The 22,182-nt window shown below is 67.2% G+C and carries 19 protein-coding genes, 1 tRNA gene and 2 pseudogenes; 10 read left to right on the top strand and 12 right to left on the bottom strand.

The genetic code is table 11. From position 1 onward, the window contains the following. The 3 genes and pseudogenes from NY1_RS43835 to NY1_RS31620 all read left to right on the top strand — a co-directional run. Positions 1-401 (top strand): annotated as a pseudogene (locus NY1_RS43835) (Fe-S oxidoreductase); the annotation flags it as partial. A 266-nt stretch (positions 402-667) separates the two neighbouring features. Beyond that, positions 668-1,573, top strand: coding sequence for a phytanoyl-CoA dioxygenase family protein (locus tag NY1_RS31625; RefSeq protein ID WP_067720792.1), 906 nt, complete (start codon positions 668-670; stop codon positions 1,571-1,573). A gap of 67 nt (positions 1,574-1,640) precedes the next feature. Then, entirely contained in the window at positions 1,641-2,399 is a 759-nt protein-coding gene (locus tag NY1_RS31620) for a copper homeostasis protein CutC (RefSeq protein WP_067720791.1), read from the top strand. A gap of 663 nt (positions 2,400-3,062) precedes the next feature. Here NY1_RS31620 and NY1_RS31615 read toward each other — a convergent pair. The 3 genes and pseudogenes from NY1_RS31615 to NY1_RS31605 form a co-directional block, all read right to left on the bottom strand. Beyond that, positions 3,063-4,328: pseudogene (locus NY1_RS31615) on the bottom strand (YibE/F family protein); the annotation flags it as partial. A 475-nt stretch (positions 4,329-4,803) separates the two neighbouring features. After that, the gene (locus tag NY1_RS31610; protein WP_157762583.1) at positions 4,804-6,060 is read right to left on the bottom strand and encodes a pyridoxal phosphate-dependent aminotransferase; all 1,257 of its coding nucleotides are present in this window, start codon (positions 6,058-6,060) and stop codon (positions 4,804-4,806) included. A gap of 28 nt (positions 6,061-6,088) precedes the next feature. Beyond that, on the bottom strand, positions 6,089-7,507 hold the full coding sequence (locus tag NY1_RS31605; protein ID WP_067720789.1) for a helix-turn-helix domain-containing protein: 1,419 nt from the start codon (positions 7,505-7,507) through the stop codon (positions 6,089-6,091). Between the two features lie 201 nt (positions 7,508-7,708). Here NY1_RS31605 and NY1_RS31600 point away from each other — a divergent pair, with 201 nt between their 5' ends. After that, positions 7,709-8,161, top strand: coding sequence for a hypothetical protein (locus tag NY1_RS31600; RefSeq protein ID WP_067720788.1), 453 nt, complete (start codon positions 7,709-7,711; stop codon positions 8,159-8,161). Between the two features lie 193 nt (positions 8,162-8,354). Here the strand turns inward: NY1_RS31600 and NY1_RS31595 are convergent, their stop codons facing one another. The 3 genes from NY1_RS31595 to ctaD form a co-directional block, all read right to left on the bottom strand. Next, positions 8,355-9,767: an Hsp70 family protein gene (locus NY1_RS31595; protein WP_067720787.1), complete on the bottom strand. Its 1,413-nt coding sequence runs from the start codon at positions 9,765-9,767 to the stop codon at positions 8,355-8,357. Positions 9,768-10,031: 264 nt separating this feature from the next. After that, positions 10,032-10,610, bottom strand: coding sequence for a dCTP deaminase (dcd, locus tag NY1_RS31590; RefSeq protein ID WP_067720786.1), 579 nt, complete (start codon positions 10,608-10,610; stop codon positions 10,032-10,034). 32 nt (positions 10,611-10,642) lie between these two features. Then, positions 10,643-12,403 (bottom strand): aa3-type cytochrome oxidase subunit I, encoded by a 1,761-nt coding sequence (gene ctaD / locus NY1_RS31585; protein ID WP_067720785.1) that lies wholly within the window; start codon positions 12,401-12,403, stop codon positions 10,643-10,645. A gap of 272 nt (positions 12,404-12,675) precedes the next feature. Here ctaD and NY1_RS31580 point away from each other — a divergent pair. Continuing rightward, positions 12,676-12,749, top strand: a tRNA-Gly gene (locus NY1_RS31580). A 67-nt stretch (positions 12,750-12,816) separates the two neighbouring features. Here NY1_RS31580 and NY1_RS31575 read toward each other — a convergent pair. The 4 genes from NY1_RS31575 to NY1_RS31560 all read right to left on the bottom strand — a co-directional run bounded on the left by NY1_RS31575 (position 12,817) and on the right by NY1_RS31560 (position 14,251). Then, positions 12,817-13,242: a hypothetical protein gene (locus NY1_RS31575; protein WP_067720784.1), complete on the bottom strand. Its 426-nt coding sequence runs from the start codon at positions 13,240-13,242 to the stop codon at positions 12,817-12,819. Between the two features lie 109 nt (positions 13,243-13,351). Further along, on the bottom strand, positions 13,352-13,696 hold the full coding sequence (locus tag NY1_RS31570; protein WP_067720783.1) for a hypothetical protein: 345 nt from the start codon (positions 13,694-13,696) through the stop codon (positions 13,352-13,354). Positions 13,697-13,743: 47 nt separating this feature from the next. Further along, on the bottom strand, positions 13,744-14,040 hold the full coding sequence (locus NY1_RS31565; protein WP_067720782.1) for a hypothetical protein: 297 nt from the start codon (positions 14,038-14,040) through the stop codon (positions 13,744-13,746). Continuing rightward, positions 14,027-14,251: a hypothetical protein gene (locus NY1_RS31560; protein WP_067720781.1), complete on the bottom strand. Its 225-nt coding sequence runs from the start codon at positions 14,249-14,251 to the stop codon at positions 14,027-14,029. Before NY1_RS31560 ends, NY1_RS31565 begins: the two co-directional genes overlap by 14 nt. A gap of 121 nt (positions 14,252-14,372) precedes the next feature. Between NY1_RS31560 and NY1_RS31555 the strand changes: the two genes are divergently transcribed. The 4 genes from NY1_RS31555 to NY1_RS31540 all read left to right on the top strand — a co-directional run bounded on the left by NY1_RS31555 (position 14,373) and on the right by NY1_RS31540 (position 18,008). Continuing rightward, entirely contained in the window at positions 14,373-15,155 is a 783-nt protein-coding gene (locus NY1_RS31555; protein ID WP_067720817.1) for an alpha/beta fold hydrolase, read from the top strand. 3 nt (positions 15,156-15,158) lie between these two features. Continuing rightward, positions 15,159-15,920: a crotonase/enoyl-CoA hydratase family protein gene (locus NY1_RS31550; protein ID WP_067720780.1), complete on the top strand. Its 762-nt coding sequence runs from the start codon at positions 15,159-15,161 to the stop codon at positions 15,918-15,920. A 158-nt stretch (positions 15,921-16,078) separates the two neighbouring features. Then, positions 16,079-17,188 (top strand): glycoside hydrolase family 183 protein, encoded by a 1,110-nt coding sequence (locus NY1_RS31545; RefSeq protein WP_067720779.1) that lies wholly within the window; start codon positions 16,079-16,081, stop codon positions 17,186-17,188. 76 nt (positions 17,189-17,264) lie between these two features. Next, positions 17,265-18,008: a class I SAM-dependent methyltransferase gene (locus NY1_RS31540; RefSeq protein ID WP_067720778.1), complete on the top strand. Its 744-nt coding sequence runs from the start codon at positions 17,265-17,267 to the stop codon at positions 18,006-18,008. Here NY1_RS31540 and NY1_RS31535 read toward each other — a convergent pair. After that, positions 18,005-18,607, bottom strand: coding sequence for an alpha/beta hydrolase family protein (locus tag NY1_RS31535; RefSeq protein ID WP_067720777.1), 603 nt, complete (start codon positions 18,605-18,607; stop codon positions 18,005-18,007). The genes NY1_RS31540 and NY1_RS31535 overlap by 4 nt on opposite strands. Positions 18,608-18,896: 289 nt before the next feature. Between NY1_RS31535 and NY1_RS31530 the strand changes: the two genes are divergently transcribed. After that, on the top strand, positions 18,897-20,723 hold the full coding sequence (locus NY1_RS31530) for an acyl-CoA dehydrogenase (RefSeq protein WP_067720776.1): 1,827 nt from the start codon (positions 18,897-18,899) through the stop codon (positions 20,721-20,723). A gap of 118 nt (positions 20,724-20,841) precedes the next feature. On the opposite strand, the gene NY1_RS31525 is transcribed toward NY1_RS31530, so the two are convergent. Further along, complete coding sequence (locus NY1_RS31525) at positions 20,842-21,939, bottom strand: GGDEF domain-containing protein (protein WP_084535698.1); 1,098 nt, start codon at positions 21,937-21,939, stop codon at positions 20,842-20,844. Positions 21,940-22,182 lie beyond the last annotated feature (243 nt).

Genomic DNA, 22,182 nt, shown 5'->3' with positions numbered 1-22,182 from the left:
CGGCGGAAGCGGCTCCGGCCGCCGCCGCTCCGGAAACCGCTGCGGCTCCCGCTGATTCGGCTCCGGCCGCCGCGGCTCCGGCCGAGGCCAAGCCGACCATCGCGGCCAAGGGTCTGGCCATGAAGTCCGGTCTGAAGCGCCCCGGCCCGAAGGCTCCGGGTGCGAAGGCACCGGCCGCGCCGGCGGAAGCCCCTGCGGCTCCGGCGGATCCGGCTCCGGCCGCCGAGGCTCCCGCGGCACCGGCAGCCGCTCCCGAGGCTCCGGCCGCGTCGGAGACCAACGGCACGTCGGAAGGCAACGGCAAGTCGGAAGGCAACGGCAGCACCCCGCCGCCGCCGGCCGCCAAGCCGGGTGGCCTGGGCTTCAAGTCCAACGCCAAATCGCCGGGCAAGAAGAGCTGATCGGGCAAACCGGATCGAAAGATCCGCGGGCCGAGCACAACTGACGAAGGGCGGCGCTACCACCGGGTAGCGCCGCCCTTCTCGTCATCCCGGGCGGCGCAGCCCACTCCGTGGGTGGGGATTTCGGGGCGCAAGCGGCGAATCGGGCATGGCACGCCGAAGCGGAGCCGGTGTTCGGGCGTGTTGGTTGCATGCGGGCGGGCCGGTGCGATGGGTGGGTTAGGGTCCGAATTCAGCGTGCCCCAAACCTCTTCCGGGACAAGATCATGACAGTTGTGTACTCCGCACCCACCGTCACCGAGGCCGAACGTCGCGAACTGATCTACCGGGGGGCGGTGTGCGCTTTTCCCGCGAACCCGGCCACCACCGCGCTGGTGGACTTCGCGCGGGAGTTGATCGGCGAGGCGTTCGGGGATCTGGATCCGCAGACGGCGCAGCACGAATTGCCGGTGGAGCGGATGGTGGAGATCCTCGCCGAACTCAAACCGCGGTTCATCCACCATCCGAAATCGAAGGAACTGGTGGCGGCGGTGATGGCGGCCATGGGGTGCGACGAGCAGACCTATTTCGATGTGCCGCGCCTGCGCACCTCGACTTCGGACGGGTATCTGACCACCGGGATTTCCTATGTTTTCCACGCCCATCGCGACACCTGGTACTCGGCCCCGTTCTGCCAGATCAACTGGTGGCTGCCGATCTTCGAGGTGACCGAGCGCAATGCCATGTGCTTCCATCCCCGCTATTTCGCACAGCCCGTACCGAATTCATCGGACGGCTACGACTACGACGAATGGAATCGCACGTCGCGTTTCAATGCCGCCAGCCATGTCGGCAAGGACACCCGGGTACAGCCGCGCATCACCGGCGACGCCGAACTGGAGCCGAATACCGTGGTGCTGCCCGAACGCGGCGGGCTCATGATGTTCTCCGCGAACCAGCTGCATTCCTCACTGCCGAACGATTCCGGCGTGACCCGTTTCTCCATCGACTTCCGCACCGTGCACCTCGCGGATGTGACGGCCGCGCGCGGCGCCCGCAATGTGGACTCCGCCTGCACCGGCACCAACCTGCGTGACTTCCTGCACCCGCGCACGCACGCGCCGGTCGGCGACGATCTGGCCGTCGCATACCAGCGAGCGGTCGGTTCGCTACGCGGGACCGCCGTCTCCTGACCTGGTCAGCGCCATTCCGCTAATCCCAGGCAAACGAAGTGGGGAGGTTTCGCCCATACTGCAAGGTATGACGGATGCGCAGCCGGTAAGGGTCGAGATCGCCGTGGAGAACCTCGCCGGGGTCCGCATCGCGGACGCGGCGGGCGCGTCCCGGGTCGAACTGGGCACCGGATTGTCCGGCGGCGGGCTCACCCCGTCCGCCGCGCTCATCGAAGCGGCCGTGGGCGCGGTCACCGATACCGAGGTGCACGTGCTGATTCGGCCGCGCACCGGCGATTTCCGGTACGCGCCCGAGGAGATCGAGCTGATCCGCGCCGATATCGAATGGGCCCGGCGGCTCGGCGCGCACGGCGTGGTGTTCGGCGTGCTGGACGCGGACGGCAATGTGGATCGCGCCGCCAATGCCGAACTGCGCGCCGCCGCCGACGGCATGCAGGCCACCTTCCACCGCGCCTTCGATATCTGCACCGACCCCTACAGCGGTTTCGACACGCTCCTGGAACTCGGCTTCACCCGATTGCTGACCTCCGGCCGCCAACTGTCGGTCCTCGACGGCGCCCCGCTGATCGCACGTCTGGTGAATCTCGCCGCAGGCCGCATCGACGTCATGGCCTGCGGCGGCCTCCGCGCCGACAACGCCCGCCGCGTCCTCGAACTGACCGGCGTACGGGATCTGCATGCCGCCGTACGCCTTCCGGTACCCGGCCTACCGCCGCAGCCGGACAACGAAGTGTCGTTCGCCGAATCCAGCGTGCCGACCGGCTTCGACCATTTCGCCACCGACCCCGCAGGCGTCGCCGCCCTGCTGGAAGCCGCCGCGAACTGAGACCGGAAGTGCCCCGGCGGTCAGGCCGGAACTACTGGCACACGATCTGAAATAGCGTGACGCGCAAAAGAAATCGCGCCCGGCTCGAAGGAGCCGGGCGCGATCTCGTTACTCGGGCCGGGAATGCCTGCCGCCACGGGGTGGCTCAGGTGGCGTCTCCGGCCACCCGGGCTGCTCGGGCCACGCGGTCTGCTCCGGCTCGGAGCCGAACCAGTCCTGCTTCGGCTCGGGGGTGGGCTGGTAGTCCCCGGTATCGAATCGCGCCGGCGGTCGGCCGCGGTAAGGCGAGTAACTTCCGGTGTCCGGCTGCCCCGGCGTTGGATCATCGAAAGCTGGAAAGCTCCCTGTGGTCGGCTGCTGCGGTGCTTGATCACCGCGGGGCGGATAGTTGCCGGGGTTCGGCTGCTGCGGCGTGTTGCCGCCGTAGGCCGGGAAGTCGCCGGTGCGCGGTTGCGCGGGCCAGTCGCCGGTGCGGGGGCCGTTGGGCTGCAGGGTGATTCGCGGGGCGGGCGGGGAGACCGTCGCGGTGCGGGGCACGGTGGGGGATTCGGAGCCGCGGTCGGCGACCACCGGGTCCAGGTCGGCGCCGGTGTCGGTGGTGCGCTTGCGCGCGGTGGGACGGGCGCCGGCCGCGCGGGCGCCGGTGCGCTGTCCGGCCTTGGCGGCGGGGCGTTTCCGGGCCGGGGTGGCGGGGGCCGGGCGGGAACCGAAGGGGCGGGCCAGCATGACGGCGATGGCGGTGGTCAGCGGTACCGACAGCGCGAGCGCGATGCCGCCCACCGCGGAGCGCGCGATCTCGATGCCGACCGCGTCACCGGTGAGCACATCGCTAATGGATCGCCCCGCCACGCTGAACAGCAGCAGCAGCGGCAGCGCGCCACCGGCGTAGGCGAGCACCAGGGTGTAGACGGTACTGGCGATGTGATCCCGCCCGACCCGCATGGCGGCCGCGAAAATGCTGCGGCGCGTGGCCTTCTCGTCCAGGGCGGCGAGTTCGAACGCCGCCGACGCCTGCGTGATGGTCACGTCGTTGAGCACACCCAGCGAGCCGATGATGAAGCCCGCCAACAACAATCCGGTGATGCTGACGTGCTGCAGATAGGTCGCCACATTGGTGTTCTGTTCCTCCGACAGCCCGGTCAGATGCGTGACCTCCAGGGTCACCCAGGACAGCACCGCCGCCAGCACCATCGAGGTCAAGGTGCCGAGCAGCGCCGAACTGGTCCGCAGATTCACCCCGTGCGCGAGATACAGCACCGCGTAAAGGATCAACGACCCCGAGACCAGCGCGACCGGAATCGCCGGTTTCCCGTCCAGCAGTGCCGGCAGCAGGAATATCACCAGCACCCCGAACGCGAACACCAGCCCGAGCAGCGCCCGCAACCCCCGCCAGCGCGCCACCACGATGATCACCACCGCGAACACGATCGCGATGATGGTCAGCGGCAGCCCCCGCGCGAAGTCCTCGAACGAATACATCGGCGTCCCATTGGGATCCGCCTGCCGCACGATCCGGATCTTGTCGCCCTGGTGCAGCTCGGGTTGCCCCGGCCCCTTGGCGATTTCGAGCAGCGTCTTGTTCCCCTGGTGCGGCCCGGAATCGATCGAGACGATGCTCCGGTCGCAGCTGTAGGAGTTGTTGCGCGGCGGCTGCGGATCATCCGGGAACACCTTCCCGATCGACGGGCTGCCGCAGGCCCCGAAGTCCTGGCTGATCACCGTGCCCGCTTCGGTCTCCACGGCCCCGCCGCCCGCGTTCTGCATCGGCAACGGAATATCGACGTGCTGCGCACTCGGCCACAGCCACACCGCGCCCGCCAGCACGACCACGCCGATGGCGACGAGCAGCCCGACCACCACCCGCGCGGCGGTATCGCCGATCGCAATGGGTCCGGAGTGGTCGTGGTGATGGTGGTGGTGATCGCTCACCCGACGAGCCTAAACGAAAACCGTTCTCCATTTCCCGGAGGTCGGTGCACCGAGGTGACAACTGATTTCGCAAGGATCGGGGTAACTCACCGGGTACGCCCAGAATTGTTTCGGCTCTCGACCGCCGGCACGCGTTGCCGACGGGAGACGGCTCTCTGCCGCGCGCTGAAGTCGCGGAGAGGCGGGGAAGTTAAGGGGGCGGCGGAGAGCAGGGGGATGTCTCCGCCGCCCGGGGGGTGGTGGCCCAGGGGGGGTAGGCCACGCAACCCAGGGCTGGACGGACCAGGGGGGGTAGTCGGTCCAGCCGGGGCACTTGAAGTGCCGAGGACCACTGTACACAAAAGTCAGTTCTTTGCGCTAGCTAAGTCTCTAAAAACCCAACTTTTTCGTACTAGCGGTTTGTTTTAGCCACTGACACAAGGGGGACATCCGGTCCCCTGTACCCGAGGGTACAGGGCAAATACCCCAAGTACCCCTATTGGCGATAGCTCGAGAGGAAGTTTCCGAACCGCTCGATCGCCACCGAGAGGTCCCGCGCCCAGGGCAGCGTGACGATCCGCAAGTGGTCGTGATGCGGCCAGTTGAAGCCGGTCCCCTGCACCATGAGGATCTTCTCCTGCAGCAACAGGTCGAGCACCAGCTTCGAATCGTCGTGGATCTCGTGCACTTCCGGATCCAGCCGCGGGAACGCGTACAGCGCGCCCTTCGGCTTCACACACGACACGCCCGGAATGGTGTTGAGCTTCTCCCACGCCACATCACGCTGCTCGAGTAGTCGCCCACCCGGCAGCACCAGATCCTCGATGCTCTGATGCCCGCCCAGCGCCACCTGAATCGCATGCTGCGCAGGCACATTCGGGCACAGCCGGGTCGAGGCCAGCAGATCGATGCCCTCGATGAATCCGGCCGCGTGATCCTTCGGCCCGGTGATCACCAGCCAGCCGGAGCGGTATCCGGCCACCCGGTACGCCTTGGACAGCCCATTGAAGGTCAGGCACAGCAGGTCGGGCGCGAGCGTCGCCAGCGAGGTGTGCTTGGCGTCGTCGTAGAGGATCTTGTCGTAGATCTCGTCCGCGAGCAGCAGCAGCTGATGCTTGCGCGCCAGGTCCACGACCTGCTGCAGCACCTCCGCCGAATAGACCGCACCCGTCGGGTTGTTCGGGTTGATCACGACGATCGCCTTGGTCTTGTCCGTGATCTTGGATTCCATATCGGCGATATCCGGCTGCCAGTCATTGGACTCGTCGCACAGGTAGTGCACCGGGGTGCCGCCCGCGAGCGAGGTCATGGCCGTCCACAGCGGATAGTCCGGCGCGGGGATCAGCACCTCGTCGCCATTGTCGAGCAGCGCCTGCATGGTGATGGTGATCAGCTCGGACACGCCGTTGCCCAGGTACACGTCGTCGACGTCGAACTCCGGGAAGCCCGGCACCAGCTCGTATCGGGTGAAGATGGCCCGCCGCGCCGGCAGGATGCCCTTCGACTCCGAGTACCCCTGCGCGTACGGCAGCGCCGCGATCATGTCGCGCATGATGACGTCGGGCGCGTCGAACCCGAACGGCGCCGGATTGCCGATATTCAGCTTGAGGATGCGATGCCCCTCGGCCTCCAGCCGTGCCGCATGCGCGTGTACCGGCCCACGGATCTCGTAGAGCACGTTCTGCAGCTTGGTGGATTGCTCCAGAACGCGTGGGGATCGATGCGGTAGGTGACCAGTGCTCACCCGTCCTATGGTGCCATCCGCCCGCAACCAGGAATTTTCAGCGCGGGGCATCCAGCGACAGCATGCCCTTGGCGGCACTGGTTCCGCAGAACTCCTCGATGCGCTCGTCGAGGTGACGGGCCTCGACCGCGTCCCGGAAGTCCGGGGAGGCGAGCCGCCGGCGCAGACTGCTGAGCCGTTCACCCAATTGCGCGATGCGCTTGTCCTCCTCCAATTGCAGCACCGGTTCGAGCGCTTCGGCCGCGCCGTCCAGGCTGCCGTTGATCAGGTGCGCGGTCGCGCAATCCACCCGGGCCAGGGACTCCGCGCCGTAGGACCGTTCCTCGGTCGGGCCGTTGGCATACAGGTCGATGGCCCGGCGGGTCGCGTCCAGCGCCAGCTCGGCCTGCCCGAGATGGATATAGGTGGCGCCCGCGTAGTAGTGGCTCTTGGGCTGGTTGAACCCGAACACGCCGCCCACCTCGTCGTGCAGGGTGTCGCTGCTGCCGCCGCCCTCGCGGGCATCGTCGGCCGCGCGAATGCACCGCTCGGTATCGGCGGCGCTGCCCAGCCGCGACCAGATGCGGGCCTCGATATTGAGCAGCCGCACCCGGGCGGTCACCGATTCCGCGTACTGCTGTCCGCTCTGCGCCAGCACCACCGCGCGCCGCGGCTGCTCCGACCGGTATTCGATGAGCGCCTGCATACCGCGGGTCCAGGCGCGTAATCCGTTGTGCCCGCACAGTTCCGCGTAAGCCCAAGCGGCCCTGGCCTGTTCGCCGGCCGCGTCGACATAGCCGAGATCGGTGGAGGCATTGGCCAGCAGACCGGACAAAATGCCGGCCAGTTGATATAGGTGGGAGGTATCGGCCGGACGTTGATGGCCTTCCAGCAACCGGTACACGCGACGCCGCACCCGCAACATCTCCACCATCATCGGCACCGGCGGCACATGCACGTAGTCGTTCGCGATGCGCGTGACATCCGCATCGAATTGCTCCAATGCGGTCGCACCCACATTGCTGCTCTCCGCCCGACCGGCGTGCTCACTTGCTTCATGGGCAGCCGCCATGATCAGATCCCTCTCCGAAATCGCCGCTAACGCATCGCCTCTCATCGCACCCGTATCGACGAGTGCCAGCAGTTCCGCGTCGCTGGAATAACTGGCTTGCGCCGTGGCGCCGGACCGCACTTCGGAACCGGCTTGACGCACATCGAAACCGGGAACGGCGGGGCGGTCGATCAAGGGTTGATCGATCAAAGCCGCGAACCGTGCCCGCACAACATCGTCGGACCTGGCAAGGGAAGTATCGAGAGCGGCCTGATTGACGGGGCGCGGATGCACCCGGTCACCACCGGCCTCCCACTTCGACACCAGGCGTTCGTGCACACCCAGATGTGCGGCGAACTCCCGGATACTCATGCGTTTGGCATCGCGGAGGGCGCGGGCCTCTTTGCCTGACCAGTGCCGGACCACGATGTCATCCCTTCCGAACGAACTCCGACATCCAGGGTATGCGCGCATCGTGACGGCGGCCACGTCCGAAACCTACCTGGTACCAGGGGATATACGGATCGGTAATAAGGGCAGCGAAAGGGCAGCGAAAGGCGGGTGCGCGGGCATTCACCTACCGCGGCCGCCCGCGCGACCCTGGTACCAAGACGAAGGAGTCGGGCGGTGAACGCGGACAAGCTGAGGACGGTCGAGGACTGGGTGTCCTACTACCGGCACGAATTCGGGCTGCCGGTCACCGAAAGAGGCGGATTCGTCATGCTTCCCGTCACCGGCCGGGTCGGAATCATCCACCTGCCGGTCGCCCGGGCCGAAAAGGTCCGCGCCGCACTGCAATCCCACCAGCATCGCACCGGTCCCATGCTGGCGCGGCAGATCCGCTGGAGCTTTCTCGCCGAACCCGACAGCCGGCCCGGTGATCAGGTGCTGGAAGCCCTGAACCGGCTGGACATCGGCATTCCCGCGATCGGCAGCGCGGTCATGCTGCCCACCGGATTGGGTCGCTGGACCCGCGAAGGATGTCACTGGGTGGTGCCGCCCGCCCGAGATCAGAAACTCCCACCCCTGTCGGTATTGATAACGACAGCTCTGGCGGTGGGAACCGAGAGCGAGGACTGAACGCAGCCGGTCCTCGCCGTCCGGCGCCCGCGCCGGGCCCACCGAGTCCGCCCCCTTCTGGCAGTCGACGGGGCGGACTCGGGGGGGTGTGAACAACTCTCGTAACTCTCAGGGGCTTCGCCCCCGAACCCCCAAAGGCGGAAAGACAATTGCCCCGAAACGGTCATAGGGGCGGGCCGAGATCGCTCCGTGGTCAGTGCTGTTGCTGCTGGTTTTCGGCGGCCGCGGGGGCCGGGAAGAGCGGGGGAATCGTGGGCACGATTACCGGGGGGAGGCCGGGGATGATCGTGATGGTGTTCGGGCCGGCGGTGGGGGCCGGGGCTTCCGTGGTGGTGGTCTCGCGGCGCGGGGCGGGCACGGCGAGGGATTCGTTGGTGGCCTCGGTGGTGGTCGGGGCGACGGTGGTGGATTCGGTGGCGGGGCGGCTGGGGGTGGCGGTGGCCGAGGTGGTGGCGTCGGAGGACTGCGAATCGTGTTCCAGGACTTGGGGTCCCCAGCCGAGGGAGACGCCGATGGCGGCCACGACCACGAGGGCGCCGACCGCCACGCCGGCGATGCTGATCTCGCGTCGGCGGGTCGGCTTCTCCGCCTGGGACGCGGTGGATAGCCAATCTGCGACCGGGTCCAGCGGGGGCAGCGATGAGGCGTCGTCCGGGGCCGACGGGAAGGGCACGGCCGCGGGACGCTGCCGGACGGGGCGGGCCAGCAGGGCCGCGCCGCGGCTGGCGATGCTTTCCGGGCCGGGGGCCACGATCACCGGAACGCCCAGCCAGCGCCGCAAAACCTTTGCGACCAGCGGGATCTGGGCGCCGCCGCCGATCAGGGCGACCGCCTGCACCTGCTGCTCGGAGCGCAGGATCACATCGCGGGTCATGCGGGCCGAGGACTCCACGGCCAGCATGATCAGGGCTTCGAAATTCTCCTGGGACAACAGCACCAGGCCCTCGGGCGAGGGCAGTGCGACGGCGCTGCTGGTGGAGAGCTGTTCTTTGGCGGTGCGGCACAACGCGTCCAGCGCCGCCAGGCCCGCCTGGTCCGGTGGATGCGCGATCCGGCCGGACGCGATCTGCTGTTCGCGGATCAGCGAATCCAGGTAGTCGCCGCTGATATCGCTGGTGCGCTCGCTGAAACACACCTGCCGCGAACCGATATCGACCACCGTCACCGACAGCCCGGACGCGCCGAGATCGTAGAGCGCCAGCGTGCCGTAACCCGGCGACGGCAGATGCGCCTGCAATTCACCGGAGGATTCCAGGAATTCCAGCGCCGCGATCACATCCAGCACCAGTTCGTAATTGGTCAGCTGCCGGCGAGCCAGCTCCGCGCGAATGCCGCGCGCGTGCTGTTCGTCGCGGTAGGCGATGGCGGTGGCGGCGATCTGCGGATCGGCGGCCAGCAGCGCGCTGACGGCATCGGCCGCCAATTCCTCCACCCGGCGTTCGCCGACCGGCACCGCCTGCAGATCGAATTGACCGCCGGCGCCGGAGGATCCCGCGCCGGGGAAGGACTCGGGCGCACCGAACGCGGGCCCGGCGGAACTCCCGGCGTGCGGACGTGCGACGCGCACCGCGCCCGTCCCCACCGAAACTCCCAGTACCGAACTCATCCGTTGCCCATCTTGTTCACACCCACTCGACCGGCGACGGCCACCCGTCCGCGGCGTGCCCGGAAATTGCCAGGCGCTGGGGGGTGGAACCGTACATTACGGTGTGGTCACTGTACCTGTCGCCGACACCTTACGACGTGCCGAGCAATCCGTACACCCACAGTCTCACCAACTCGGCTGCACCACAGGGGCTTCAACTCCGAATCGTCGAAATGAAAAACTCCAGGCCGCACCGCGGTGCGAACTCACAATTGCCCGGGCGGCTCAATTGTGGTTGGACAGCGGGAAGTTCAGGTAGGCGCGGGACGGGGTGGGACCGCGCTGGCCCTGGTACTTGGAGCCCGCGGCGGCGCTGCCGTAAGGATGCTCGGCGGGGCTGGACAGGCGGATCAGGCACAGCTGGCCGATCTTCATGCCCGGCCACAGCGTGATCGGCAGGTTCGCCACGTTCGACAGTTCCAGGGTGATGTGCCCGCTGAAACCCGGATCGATGAATCCGGCGGTCGAATGGGTGAGCAGGCCGAGCCGGCCCAGGCTGGACTTGCCTTCCAGGCGCCCGGCCAGATCGTCGGGCAGCGAGCACACCTCGAGGGTGGAGCCCAGCACGAACTCGCCCGGGTGCAGCACGAACGGCTCGCCGGGCGCGGGTTCGACCAGGGTGGTCAACTCGTCTTGGCGCTGAGCCGGATCGATATGGGTGTAGCGGGTGTTGTTGAACACCCGGAACAGGCTGTCGAGGCGCACGTCGATACTCGACGGTTGCACCAGGTCTGGGTCGAAGGGCTCGAGCGCGAGACGCCCAGCGGCGATCTCCGCACGGATGTCGCGATCGGAAAGCAGCACGGGCAAGAGCGTAGTGGGCGGGCCGGGCCCGGTTACGCGCGGCCGGAGTCCTTGTCGAGGTCGACCGGTTCGGCGGCGTCGGTGACTTGTTTCCGGCGGAGCCCCCAGCTGACGTGCGCCTCCGCGCGCATGCGGTCCACCATGTGCGGATAGTGCAGTTCGAAGGCCGGGCGTTCGGAGCGCACGCGGGGTAGTTCGTAGAAGTTGTGGCGGGGCGGCGGGCAGGTGGTGGCCCATTCCAGGGAGTTGCCGTAGCCCCACGGGTCGTCGACGGTGACCACTTCGCCGTAGCGGTAGCTCTTGAAGACGTTCCAGACGAACGTGATCATCGAGAACCCGAGCACGAAGGACCCGACGGTCGAAATCGTGTTCAGGGTGGTGAACCCGTCACTGTCCAGATAGTCGGCGTAGCGGCGCGGCATGCCCTCGTTGCCCAGCCAGTGCTGCACCAGGAAGGTGAGGTGGAAGCCGAAGAAGGTGGTCCAGAAGTGCAGTTTGCCGAGGCGTTCGTCGAGCAGCCGGCCCGTCATCTTGGGGAACCAGAAGTAGATGCCGGCGAAGGTGGCGAACACGATGGTGCCGAACAGCACGTAATGGAAGTGCGCCACAACGAAATACGAGTCGGAGACGTGGAAGTCCAGTGGCGGGCTGGCCAGGATGACGCCGGACAGACCGCCGAACAGGAAGGTCACCAGGAAGCCGACGGACCACAGCATGGGGGTTTCGAAGGTGAGCTGCCCGCGCCACATGGTGCCGATCCAGTTGAAGAACTTCACGCCGGTGGGCACCGCGATGAGGAAGGTCATGAGCGAGAAGAACGGCAGCAGCACCGCGCCGGTGGCGTACATGTGGTGCGCCCACACCGCCACCGACAGCGCGGCGATGGACAGGGTCGCGTACACCAGGGTGCTGTAGCCGAAGAGCGGTTTGCGGCTGAACACCGGGAAGATCTCGGTCACGATGCCGAAGAAGGGCAGCGCGACGATGTACACCTCGGGGTGGCCGAAGAACCAGAACAGGTGCTGCCACAGCAGTGCGCCGCCGTTGGCCGAGTCGTAGATGTGCGCGCCCAGATGCCGGTCCACGGCCAGGGCCATCAGCGCGGCGGTGAGGATCGGGAAGGCCAGCAGCACAAGCACACTCGTCACCAGGATGTTCCAGGTGAAGATGGGCATCCGGAACATGGTCATGCCCGGGCAGCGCAGACAGATCACCGTGGTGATCATATTGACGCCGCCGAGGATGGTGCCGACGCCGGACACGGCCAGGCCCATGATCCACAAGTCCGCGCCCACGCCGGGCGCGTGCGTGAAGTCGCTGAGCGGCGTGTACGCCGTCCACCCGAAGTCCGCGGCCCCGCCCGGGGTGATGAACCCGGCCGTCGCCATGGTGGCCCCGAACAGGTACAGCCAGTAGCTCAGCGCGTTGAGCCGCGGAAACGCCACATCGGGCGCCCCGATCTGGAGCGGCAGCACCGCATTGGCGAATCCGAAGACGATCGGTGTCGCATAGAACAGCAACATGATCGTCCCGTGCATGGTGAACAGCTGATTGAACTGTTCGGCCGACAGGAACTGCAGCCCCGGCCGCGCCAGCTCCGCCCGCATCAGCAGCGCCAGCACGCCGCCGATCAGGAAGAACGTCATGGCCGTGAACAAATACATGTTCCCGAGCATCTTGGGATCGGTAGTGGTGATGGCCTTCCACAGATACGACCCCTTGGGCCCCATCCGGCGCGGAAAAGGCCGCGCAGCCTCGATCTGCGGGACATCCCGCGCGGGCACCGCGGTCATAAGTCCTCCTCGGCCGCCGACCAGGACACGCACGAACCAGCGCTCAGCTAACTCTCAGCGCATCCAAAGTCCCTGTGGTGGACGGGTTTTCGACCCGTCGCCCAGTCTACGACCGCCGGTAATCGACACGCCCCACTTTGATCGAATCCCCCGATCTCCACCCCACGCCCCCCGCCGCACCCCCCCCGATCACCCCCGCGACCGGCCACAACCACCAAGAATTTGCACCCCCGCACACCCCGTCTGATAGAGTCGCGAACGCACCACCAGATGCCGATGTAGTTCAATGGTAGAACTTCTGCTTCCCAAGCAGATGGCGCGGGTTCGATTCCCGTCATCGGCTCCAAAAGGCCCCTGATCCCAGATCAGGGGCCTTTTTCATGCCCGCCTCACGCCCCGCCTCGGGGCGCCGGTCAGATGCACTCGGAGACAACGCGCTTGGTAGCGGCGGTGGCTTTCTTGACGTCGTCCATGGTGAGGCCCAGTTCGGTGGGGCTGGCCGCGCCCGAGGTGTAGTCGCTGTTCAGGATGACGCGAATGCCCGATTGGGAGATGCCTTCGGCCACATAGATGTTGGCGATGCAGTCGGCTGTCTTCTGGTCCAGGTGCCCCTTGTCCTGGAGGGACTGCGAGATCTGGCCGGCGGAGAGGGTGCCGGTGGGGACGCTGCCGGGGGTGGTCGTGGCGGCGGCCGACGACTTCGGGGCGGTGGAGGCGGCGGCCGGAGATGTGGACGCGGCGGCGCTGGTGGTGGCGGGTGCCACGGCCTGTTCGGCCTTGGTGCAGGCGGACAGGAGGGGGAGGGTCAGCAGGGCTATGGCGAAGGCGGATTTCCGCATGGGGATCCTCGGGTCTCTGGGGTGTCGGGTTTCACCGTCACCCCAGAGCGTGGCCGTGGGGACTTGCGGATCGGTTAGCGAATACCAAAAGGGCTGGCCGGCATGGGGGCTACTTGGCCTTGTTGACGCATTCGGTCATGATGCGGCTGGTGGCGGCGCCGACCTTGGCCTGGTCGTCGGCGCTCATGCCGTTGCGGGCGGCGGCGTCGGGGTCGACGGCGGCGGATTTGGCTTCGGAGCTGACCATGAGGCGCAGGCCGTCCTGCGAAATGCCCTGGGTGTAATAGATTTTGGCGGCGCAGTCGGCCAGGTCGACGGGGAGGTTGGTGCTCTTGAAGTACTTGGCGAGTTCTTCCTGAGTGACGTTCGGCTTGGCATCGGCCTTGTCATTGCCCCCGCAGGCGGTCAGCAGCGGCAGCGCCACCAGCGCGGCGGCGATCAGGGAAATACGCACGGAAGTCTCGACTCTCGACGTTGGACGGTGAATGCCGACGAACGATCTCACAGATCCATGGCCGCGCGCAGGGCAGTGTCGATACGGTCCACGATTTCGCCGTCCACCGCATCGATGCGCTCGGCCAGCCAGCCGCGATAGATGCGGCCCAGATTGCCGGCGTGCACCCAGCCGTGCCCGGGGATCGGGACCGCCAGAATGTCCTGCGGGTCTTCGGATTCCACCTCCGCGGCGATCAGCCACGGACGCGGCGACTCGTTGATGCCGTCACTGCTGATGAGGATGATATTGCGGCGTCTCTTGGTGCCATGCGGGTGATAAACCCAGAGTTCACCCTTGCGCACGCATCTCCTTCTCGGCGGCTTTCCTTTCCGCCTCGTCGCCGGCGGCGAGCTCGACCGGATCGGGACCGGGGACGCAACCCGTGCGCACGGCTTCGCGCCGGGCGGCGCGGGAGATCCACGCCGAGGGCGACATTCCCGCACGGGCCGCGGCCTGTTCGGCATACGACCAGGCCGCCTCGTCCAGCGACAGGGTCACTTTCCGGGTTGCCATACCTTTTATCGTACCGCCCGAACGGGCCGCGCAGACCGCCGTCGAGCGGCCGAAAAGCTCAACTGGCCGCCCGGCCACGACTGTTAGGGTCGGCGCACAGCACCAGGTCAGGGGAATGGAAATGACCAAGTTGAACCATCATCGCCAGGGCAGCGGGGACCCGCTCGTGCTCGTGCACGGCGTCGGCAGCCACTGGCAGGTGTGGGAACCGATCATCGGCACGCTCGCCGAGCGCTTCGACGTGATCGCCGTGGACCTGCCCGGATTCGGCGGCAGCGAACCACTCGCCACCACCACGGTCTCGACGCTCGCCGACGCGCTCGTGGACTTCCTCGCCGCCGAGGGCATCGAGAACCCGCATCTGGCAGGCAATTCCATGGGCGGCGGCATCATTCTCGATCTGGCGGCGCGCGGCCTGGCCCGCTCGGTCACCGCCTACTCCCCCATCGGATTCTGGGACACGCCCGGCCGGGTGTGGTGCCAGCAGGCGCTGGGCCGCGCCGAGCAGCTCACCAAACTGCTGCGCCCCGCCGTCCCCTCGATCTTCGGCTCCGCCACCGGCCGCTCCACCTTCCTGGGCCTGGTGTTCGGCAAGCCGTGGGCGCTGACCCCGCGGGTCTCGGTGGACACCGTCGAGAACCTGCTGGCCTCGCCCGGCTTCCGTCCGGCCCTGGCCTCCTTCACCGAATTCCGGCTCCCGGACCCCAGCCGCCTGGACCACCTCCCGCTCACCATCGCCTGGGGCAACCGTGACATTCTGCTCACGTACGCCACCCAGTCCCGGCGCGCCCGCGCCGAACTGCCCGGCGCCCGGCATGTCACGCTGCACGGCAGTGGCCACACGCCGTTCTACGACGACCCAGCCGGTTGCGCCCGGCTGCTGCTGGACCTGCTGGAGGACTGACCGATGAGCAACAATGTCGCGCTGAGCTTCGAGGGTGACCGCGCCTACGTCACCTTGGACCGCCCGGACAAGCACAACGGCCTCACCATCGAGATGCTGAACGAGTTGGTGAAGACCGCCGGAATCATCGAGCGGCGCAAGGATGTTCGCGCCGTCATCCTGTCCGGCAACGGCCCGAGCTTCAGCTCCGGCCTGGATGTCGCCAAGGCCATGGGCGATCCGCTGGCCATCATCCGCAATTTCGTGCCGCTGCCGTGGAAGGGCACCAATACCTTCCAGGAGGCGTGCTGGGCCTGGCGGCGGCTGCCGCAGCCGGTGATCGCGGTGGTGCACGGCCGTTGCTACGGCGGCGGGCTGCAGTTGGCGCTGGCCGCCGATTTCCGTTTCGTCACACCGGATTCCGAGTTCTCGGTGATGGAGGCCAAGCACGGCCTGATCCCCGATATGTCCGGTGCGGCCACCCTGTCCCGGCTGATCGGCGTGGATCAGGCGCTGCTGCTGACCATGACCGCCGACCCGGTGGATGCCGCGTACGCCGAGCGTATCGGCCTGGTTACCGAGGTGTCGGCGGATCCGCGGGCGGCGGCGGAGAAGCTGGCCGATCGCATCGCCACCCGCTCCCCGCACGCGGTGGCCAGCGCGAAACGCCTGTTCGATCGCACCTGGACGGCGTCGGTCCGACGTACGCTGGCCGTCGAGCGCGCGACCCAGCTGCCGTTGATCCTGCGTCAGGCCCTTACCCGAGATACCAATTCGCAAACGTAAGGCAATTCACGGCAAACAATCCGGTTTGGAATCCCCACCGCGAGGGTATCGCTGTTAGCATTTTCACACTTTGCCAGCGAGTCGAACGTAATGTGCGGCCCGTCACATACCGTGCGGTCCGTTCATATTCGGCGACAACCGGAAGAGGACCCACCGCATTGACCAAGACCGCCCCCCTGCTGCTGTCCGCCCTAGCAGGTGCCACGGCCTTGCTCCTTACCGTGACCAGCCCGGCCGCAGCCAACCCCAACGCGATCAATCCGATTCCGGTGCTCAACGGCACCAATGGCTTGCCCCAGCTCCCGGGGCGCTCCAAAGCGGTCTTCCAGGTCACCGGCATGGCCAGCCCCAACAACACCCAGAACTACAACGTGCTCGGCACCGACCTCGGCATCATGTGGGACAACGGGAACGGCGAACTGCTCACCACCTTCGGTGACACCGCCGGGCTGGGCTTCCCCAACCTGCTGGTCGGCAGCACCTGGGCGTGGCGCTCCAACATTCTGGTGCGCTCGCACACCACCAACCCGGCCAACGGCATCTACTTCGATTCGGTCGTACGCGACGTGTTCGGGCAGGCCCGGGATCTCATCCCCAGCCCGAAGATCCCGTTCCTGGAGATCAGCCGCATTCCCACGGCGGCCATCTCGGTGGGCGGGGTGCAGTACATGAGCCTGATGTCGGTGAAGAGCTGGGACGACGTCGGGCAGTGGACCACCAACTACTCGGGCCTGGCCATCTCCGGCGACAATGGCGAGACCTGGGGCGAACTGCCCGCGACTCGCCGTCCGGACGAGGGCGGCAACTCGAACTTCCAGATGAACGCGTTCGTCAAGGGCGGCGGGTTCGTCTACGAGTACGGGACCCAGTCGGGCCGCAACAATGCCGTGTTCCTGGCGCGGGTGCCGGAGGCGGCCATCGCGGATCTCGGTGCGTACGAGTACTGGGACGGCGGCGCCTGGAAGAAGGGCGACGTGAACGCGGCCCAGCCGGTGATCGGCGGCGGGATCTCCGAGATGTCGGTGCAGTGGAACGACTACCTCGGGCAATACATCATGCTCACCACCGATCCGTGGAACTCGGTGGTCATGTACCGCTCGCCTTCCCCGGAAGGTCCGTGGGGCGGGCCCGAAGTTCTCATCGACACCCGGGAACTGCCGACGGCCTACGCGCCCTACATTTTCCCCTACCAGACCGGCCGTGACCTGTACTTCCTCACGACCGTGCACAGTCAGTACAACGTGATCCTGATGCACACCACGTTGTGACCACCGCCTGACGGAATCGGCCGCGAACGAAAGTTCGCGGCCGATCGTCGTTCCGGGGGCTCCTAGACTCGCAACCATGGATGCCGTGGCATGGGACGAGCACTACGCCCGGACCGAATTGGTCTGGGGCGCACCGCCGAGCGATACCGTCGTGGAACAGGTCTTCGGGCTGGAGCGCCGGCTGCCGCTCGGCGGTTTCGGTATCGGGGAGCCGCGACCCGAGTTGCCGCGTGCCCTCGATCTCGGCAGCGGCGAGGGGCGCAATGCGCTCTGGCTCGCCACGCACGGCTGGCAGGTCGACGCGGTCGACTATTCACAGGTGGGGATCGACAAGGGGCGGACCGTCGCATCCCGGTTGTCGCGCTCGGTGCGGACCCGGATCAGCTGGCACCACGCCGACGTGACCGAACTGGAATCCGCGGGTTTGACCGGACCTTACGAGCTGATCCTGATGGCCTACGTGCACATCCCCGCCGAGGATCGCCGCGCCCTGCTGCTGCGCGCGGCGGACATGCTCTCCCCCGAGGGCACCCTGCTGGTGCTCGGCCACGACCGGCTCAATCTCACCGAAGGCTATGGCGGCGAACAGGATCCGGCGCTGCTGTTCTCCCCGGACGACATCCTCGCCGATCTCGGTCCGGCGGGCCCGGAGATCCGCATTCGCACCGCCGATCGCATCCGGCGCCCGACCGAGGATCGCGATGCCATCGACGCGCTGGTGGTGGCGCACAAACCGGCCCCGGCCGAACCCGAGGAAGAGCCCGCGCTGGGCGGCGCGCCCGGTCTGCCCGAACTACCGCCCGGCACCGCATCGGCCTAGGCGGTCCAGCGCTCCAGCCAGCGTGCGGCGGTGGCGGCGATCTCGTCGAAGCCGGCCCGATAGGAGTGCGCCTGACCGGGGATGACCTGCACTTCGGCGGCGTCGGCGGCGTCCGGGATGCCGAACGGATCGCGCGCGCCATTGATCACCACGACCTCGATATCGCCGGGCGCGAGCAGTTCCTCGCGCCGGGATTTCTCGGGCTTGCCCGGCGGATGCAACGGGAACGACAGCGCCAGCACGCCCCGTACGCCCACCTCTCGCGCCGTCCGGCAAGCCACCCGCGCACCGTTGCTGCGCCCGCCCTGGACGATCGGCTTGCCCCGGAATTTCTTGCGCAGCGCCGCGACGATCTCCAGCCAGGCGGCATCCTGCACGTCCGCCTTGCCGGGCGCGCGCCGTCCCGACACCCGATAGGGCTGCGTCACCAGCGCCACCGCGCCGCCCAGCGCCACGGCCGAATCGCGTACGGCGAGTAGGTCTTTCGCGTCCGTACCGCCCCCGGACCCGTGAGTCAAGATCAATAAGAACCCGGGGCTCTTCCGTCCGGGCCGATCGATCTCCACCTCGGCCGGTCCGGCACTCGTGTCGATGCGCACCGGACCACGGTATCGACCGGTGCGGAACCTCATCGCCCCAGGTCCGGCCCGGTGCGCCGGGACCGCCGGAATCCCCCGGCCCGCAACGGAACCGCGCTCGGGAACTACGGTTCGTGCCGTTGCTCACATTCGGCCCCGATCATCTTGGCCACGGTTCTACCGGTCGGTAACATGGCGTATAAGTTACCCGCCAGTAGCGTTGCTTTACGGCGTCTACCCGGTGGAGACCTAACGGGCGGGAACGGCACACACCGAACCGCACCCATCTCAATGGAGAGTGAGTACGACCATGGGTCACTACAAGGCAAACGTCCGCGACCTCGAGTTCAACCTCTTCGAGGTGCTCGGGCTCGGTTCCCTGCTCGACAGCGGCGCATACGGCGATCTCGACGCCGACACCGTGAAGGAAATGCTCAACGAGGTCCGTCGCCTCGCCGAAGGCCCGCTGGCCGACTCCTTCGAGGACGGCGACCGCAACCCGCCGGTCTTCGACCCGGAGACCCACACGGTCAAGCTCCCCGAATCCTTCAAGAAGTCCTACAAGGCGCTCGAGGACGGCGAATGGTCCAAGGTGCCCGTGCGTGAGGAGCTCGGTGGCCTCGGCGCCCCCTCCGTCGTCGGCTGGGCCCTGGGCGAAATGATCCTCGGCGCCAACCCGCCGGCCCAGATGTACGCCGCCGGCGCCGGTTTCGCGCAGGTCTTCTACAACAACGGCACCGATGAGCAGAAGAAGTGGGCTCAGAAGATCGCCGACCGCAACTGGGGCGCCACCATGGTGCTGACCGAGCCCGACGCGGGCTCCGACGTCGGCGCCGGCCGCACCAAGGCGATCCAGCAGGAAGACGGCTCCTGGCACATCGAGGGCGTCAAGCGCTTCATCACCTCGGGTGACTCCGACGACCTGTTCGAGAACATCATGCACCTGGTGCTGGCTCGCCCCGAGGGCGCCGGCCCGGGCACCAAGGGCCTGTCGCTGTTCTACGTGCCGAAGTGGCACTTCGACTTCGAGACCGACACCCTGGGTGAGCGCAACGGCGTGTTCGTCACCAATGTCGAGCACAAGATGGGCATCAAGGTCTCGGCCACCTGTGAGGTCACCTTCGGCGGCCACGGCATCCCGGCCAAGGGCTGGCTGGTCGGCGAGGTCCACAACGGCATCGCGCAGATGTTCGACGTCATCGAGAACGCTCGAATGATGGTGGGCACCAAGGCCATCGCCACCCTGTCGACCGGTTACCTGAACGCGCTGGAGTACGCCAAGATCCGCGTGCAGGGCGCCGACCTGACCCAGATGACCGACAAGGCCGCGCCGCGCGTGACCATCACCCACCACCCGGACGTGCGCCGCTCGCTGGCCATGCAGAAGGCGTACGCCGAGGGCCTGCGCGCCATCTACCTGTACACCGCCGCGCACCAGAACGCCGATGTGGCCGAACTGGTTTCGGGCGCCGACAAGGACCTGGCGTTCCGCGTCAACGATCTGCTGCTGCCGATCGTCAAGGGTGTCGGTTCCGAGCGCGCCTACCAGTACCTGACCGATTCGCTGCAGACCTTCGGTGGCTCCGGCTTCCTGCAGGACTACCCGATCGAGCAGTACATCCGCGACGCCAAGATCGACTCGCTCTACGAGGGCACCACCGCCATCCAGGCGCAGGACTTCTTCTTCCGCAAGATCGCCCGCGATCGCGGTGTGGCGCTGGCCCACGTGGCCAGCCAGGTGCAGAAGTTCATCGAGCGTGAGGGCGGCAATGGTCGCCTGAAGGCCGAGCGCAAGCTGCTCGCCACCGCGCTGGAGGACGTGCAGGCCATGGCGGCCACCCTGACCGGGCACCTGATGGGCGCTCAGCAGGACCCGAAGGAGCTCTACAAGGTCGGCCTGGGTTCGGTCCGCTTCCTGATGGCCGTCGGTGACCTGCTCATCGGCTGGCAGCTGCTGCAGCAGGCCGAGGTCGCCATCAAGGCGCTCGACAACGGTTCGACCGAGCCGTTCTACCAGGGCAAGATCGCGTCCGCGCAGTTCTTCGCCCGCAACGTGCTCCCCGAGCTGACCGCGACCCGCACCATCCTGTCGAACCTCGACAACGACATCATGGAGCTGGACGAGGCCGCGTTCTAAACGCGACGGGATATAAGGGTCCGGGGGCTTCGCCCCCGAACCCCCAGTAAGACCAAGGTTTTTCCATACCGGAAAATACACACTGCGGCCCGGGTGATCCCGGGCCGCAGTGCTGTGTTCAGGAGGGTTCGGCGAGGACCACGGCATTGCCGCCCATGCTCTTGGCGCGGTACATGGCGGCATCGGCGAAGGCCAGCAGGTATTCGGCGTGGCGGGCATTCGAATCGCCTTCGATGACAGCGACTCCCACGCTGGCGGTGATCTGGGTGCCGGAGTCGCAGGTGGCGATGGTGCTGCGGACGCGTTCGGCTTCGGCGGTCGCCTCCGCCATGGAGGACAGGCGTTCGACGATCACGAATTCCTCGCCGCCGCTGCGGGCCACGATCGATCCCGGGCGGGCGGCGGCGCGCAGGCAGTTCGCGGTGCGGATCAGCACCTGATCGCCCTGGGAGTGGCCGAAGGTGTCGTTGACGGCCTTGAAGCGATCCAGGTCGATGGTCATCACGCAGATCGGCGTGGTGTCACAGGACGAGAGCCAGCCGGACAGGTAGTAGTCGAGGCCGCGGCGATCGAGCAACCCGGTGAGTGGATCGGAGAGCGCGTCCAGGCGCAGTAGCCAGTAGCAGAAGTGCAGGGCGGGCAGCACGACGACGGTGGCGGTGGCCATGGTCAGCACGATGGCGACGGCGAGCGCCGCATCCCCGGCGTGATCGCGCCACACCCGCCCGGCCAGCAGCAGCACCGTCAGCATCGACCAGGCGGTGTGCAGGGCCAGCATGCGCGGGCCGTGGAAGAAGGTGAAGTAGCTGCCGGTCACGAACAGCAGCACCGCGTTGAGCGCCCCGTACAGACGGTCGGAGTCCGACAGGCTCGCAGCCGTGATGAGCACATCCGCGAATGCCATGAGCAGTAACGATCCGCGTTCGGAGGGCCAGGGGGCGCGCCACCAGTACACCGCCCACAGCGCCGCGACGGTGGCGGTGATCACATCGATCGCTTTGCCCAGCGCGGTATCCGGGCCGGCCCCGGAGACGGCGGCGAGTACGGTGATCAAGAACATGACCGCGCCGGCGGCGGCGATGATCATCTTGACCGGGCCGAGCGTCCCGCGCGCGTCGAAAGTCCGCACCAGCCAGCGGTAGTCGACCGGGTCACGCCACCAGGCACGCACGAGCGCGCGCCGGTCACGTCCTTGTTCACCGCTAGCTGTCGACAATCGTGAGACCTTCTTCCCCAGGTTCTCCGGTCACCGCATACTCGAGGGATTTGCTGCCAGCAAGCCAAGTGTAGGCAAAGGGCGCAACTCCGGCAGCTCTCGTTTCCCCCGGTCGGCAGGCTATCCCCGGATTGCCCGCCGCGCCACCCCGGCATGCCGGAAGTTCGCTGATTCCCGCCGTCCCCGCGCGGAAATCTCGGTTCCACGAAGTATCCACAGCTGTCCCAAGATTTATCCCCCAAT

Source organism: Nocardia yamanashiensis NBRC 100130 (assembly GCF_001613325.1).
In the GTDB taxonomy this organism is placed as follows: domain Bacteria; phylum Actinomycetota; class Actinomycetes; order Mycobacteriales; family Mycobacteriaceae; genus Nocardia; species Nocardia yamanashiensis.
The sequence above is the reverse complement of the archived record's forward strand: the minus strand, read 5'-3'. Positions and strand labels throughout refer to the sequence as shown.

What these genes read in the sequence shown, in the direction of transcription:
- NY1_RS31625 (WP_067720792.1), top strand. Translation starts at nt 668, where the DNA reads ATGACAGTTGTGTACTCCGCACCCACCGTCACCGAGGCCGAACGTCGC.
- NY1_RS31620 (WP_067720791.1), top strand. Translation starts at nt 1,641, where the DNA reads ATGACGGATGCGCAGCCGGTAAGGGTCGAGATCGCCGTGGAGAACCTC.
- NY1_RS31595 (WP_067720787.1), bottom strand. Translation starts at nt 9,767, where the DNA reads ATGAGTTCGGTACTGGGAGTTTCGGTGGGGACGGGCGCGGTGCGCGTC.
- ctaD (WP_067720785.1), bottom strand. Translation starts at nt 12,403, where the DNA reads ATGACCGCGGTGCCCGCGCGGGATGTCCCGCAGATCGAGGCTGCGCGG.
- NY1_RS31575 (WP_067720784.1), bottom strand. Translation starts at nt 13,242, where the DNA reads ATGCGGAAATCCGCCTTCGCCATAGCCCTGCTGACCCTCCCCCTCCTG.
- NY1_RS31560 (WP_067720781.1), bottom strand. Translation starts at nt 14,251, where the DNA reads ATGGCAACCCGGAAAGTGACCCTGTCGCTGGACGAGGCGGCCTGGTCG.
- NY1_RS31555 (WP_067720817.1), top strand. Translation starts at nt 14,373, where the DNA reads ATGACCAAGTTGAACCATCATCGCCAGGGCAGCGGGGACCCGCTCGTG.
- NY1_RS31550 (WP_067720780.1), top strand. Translation starts at nt 15,159, where the DNA reads ATGAGCAACAATGTCGCGCTGAGCTTCGAGGGTGACCGCGCCTACGTC.
- NY1_RS31540 (WP_067720778.1), top strand. Translation starts at nt 17,265, where the DNA reads ATGGATGCCGTGGCATGGGACGAGCACTACGCCCGGACCGAATTGGTC.
- NY1_RS31530 (WP_067720776.1), top strand. Translation starts at nt 18,897, where the DNA reads ATGGGTCACTACAAGGCAAACGTCCGCGACCTCGAGTTCAACCTCTTC.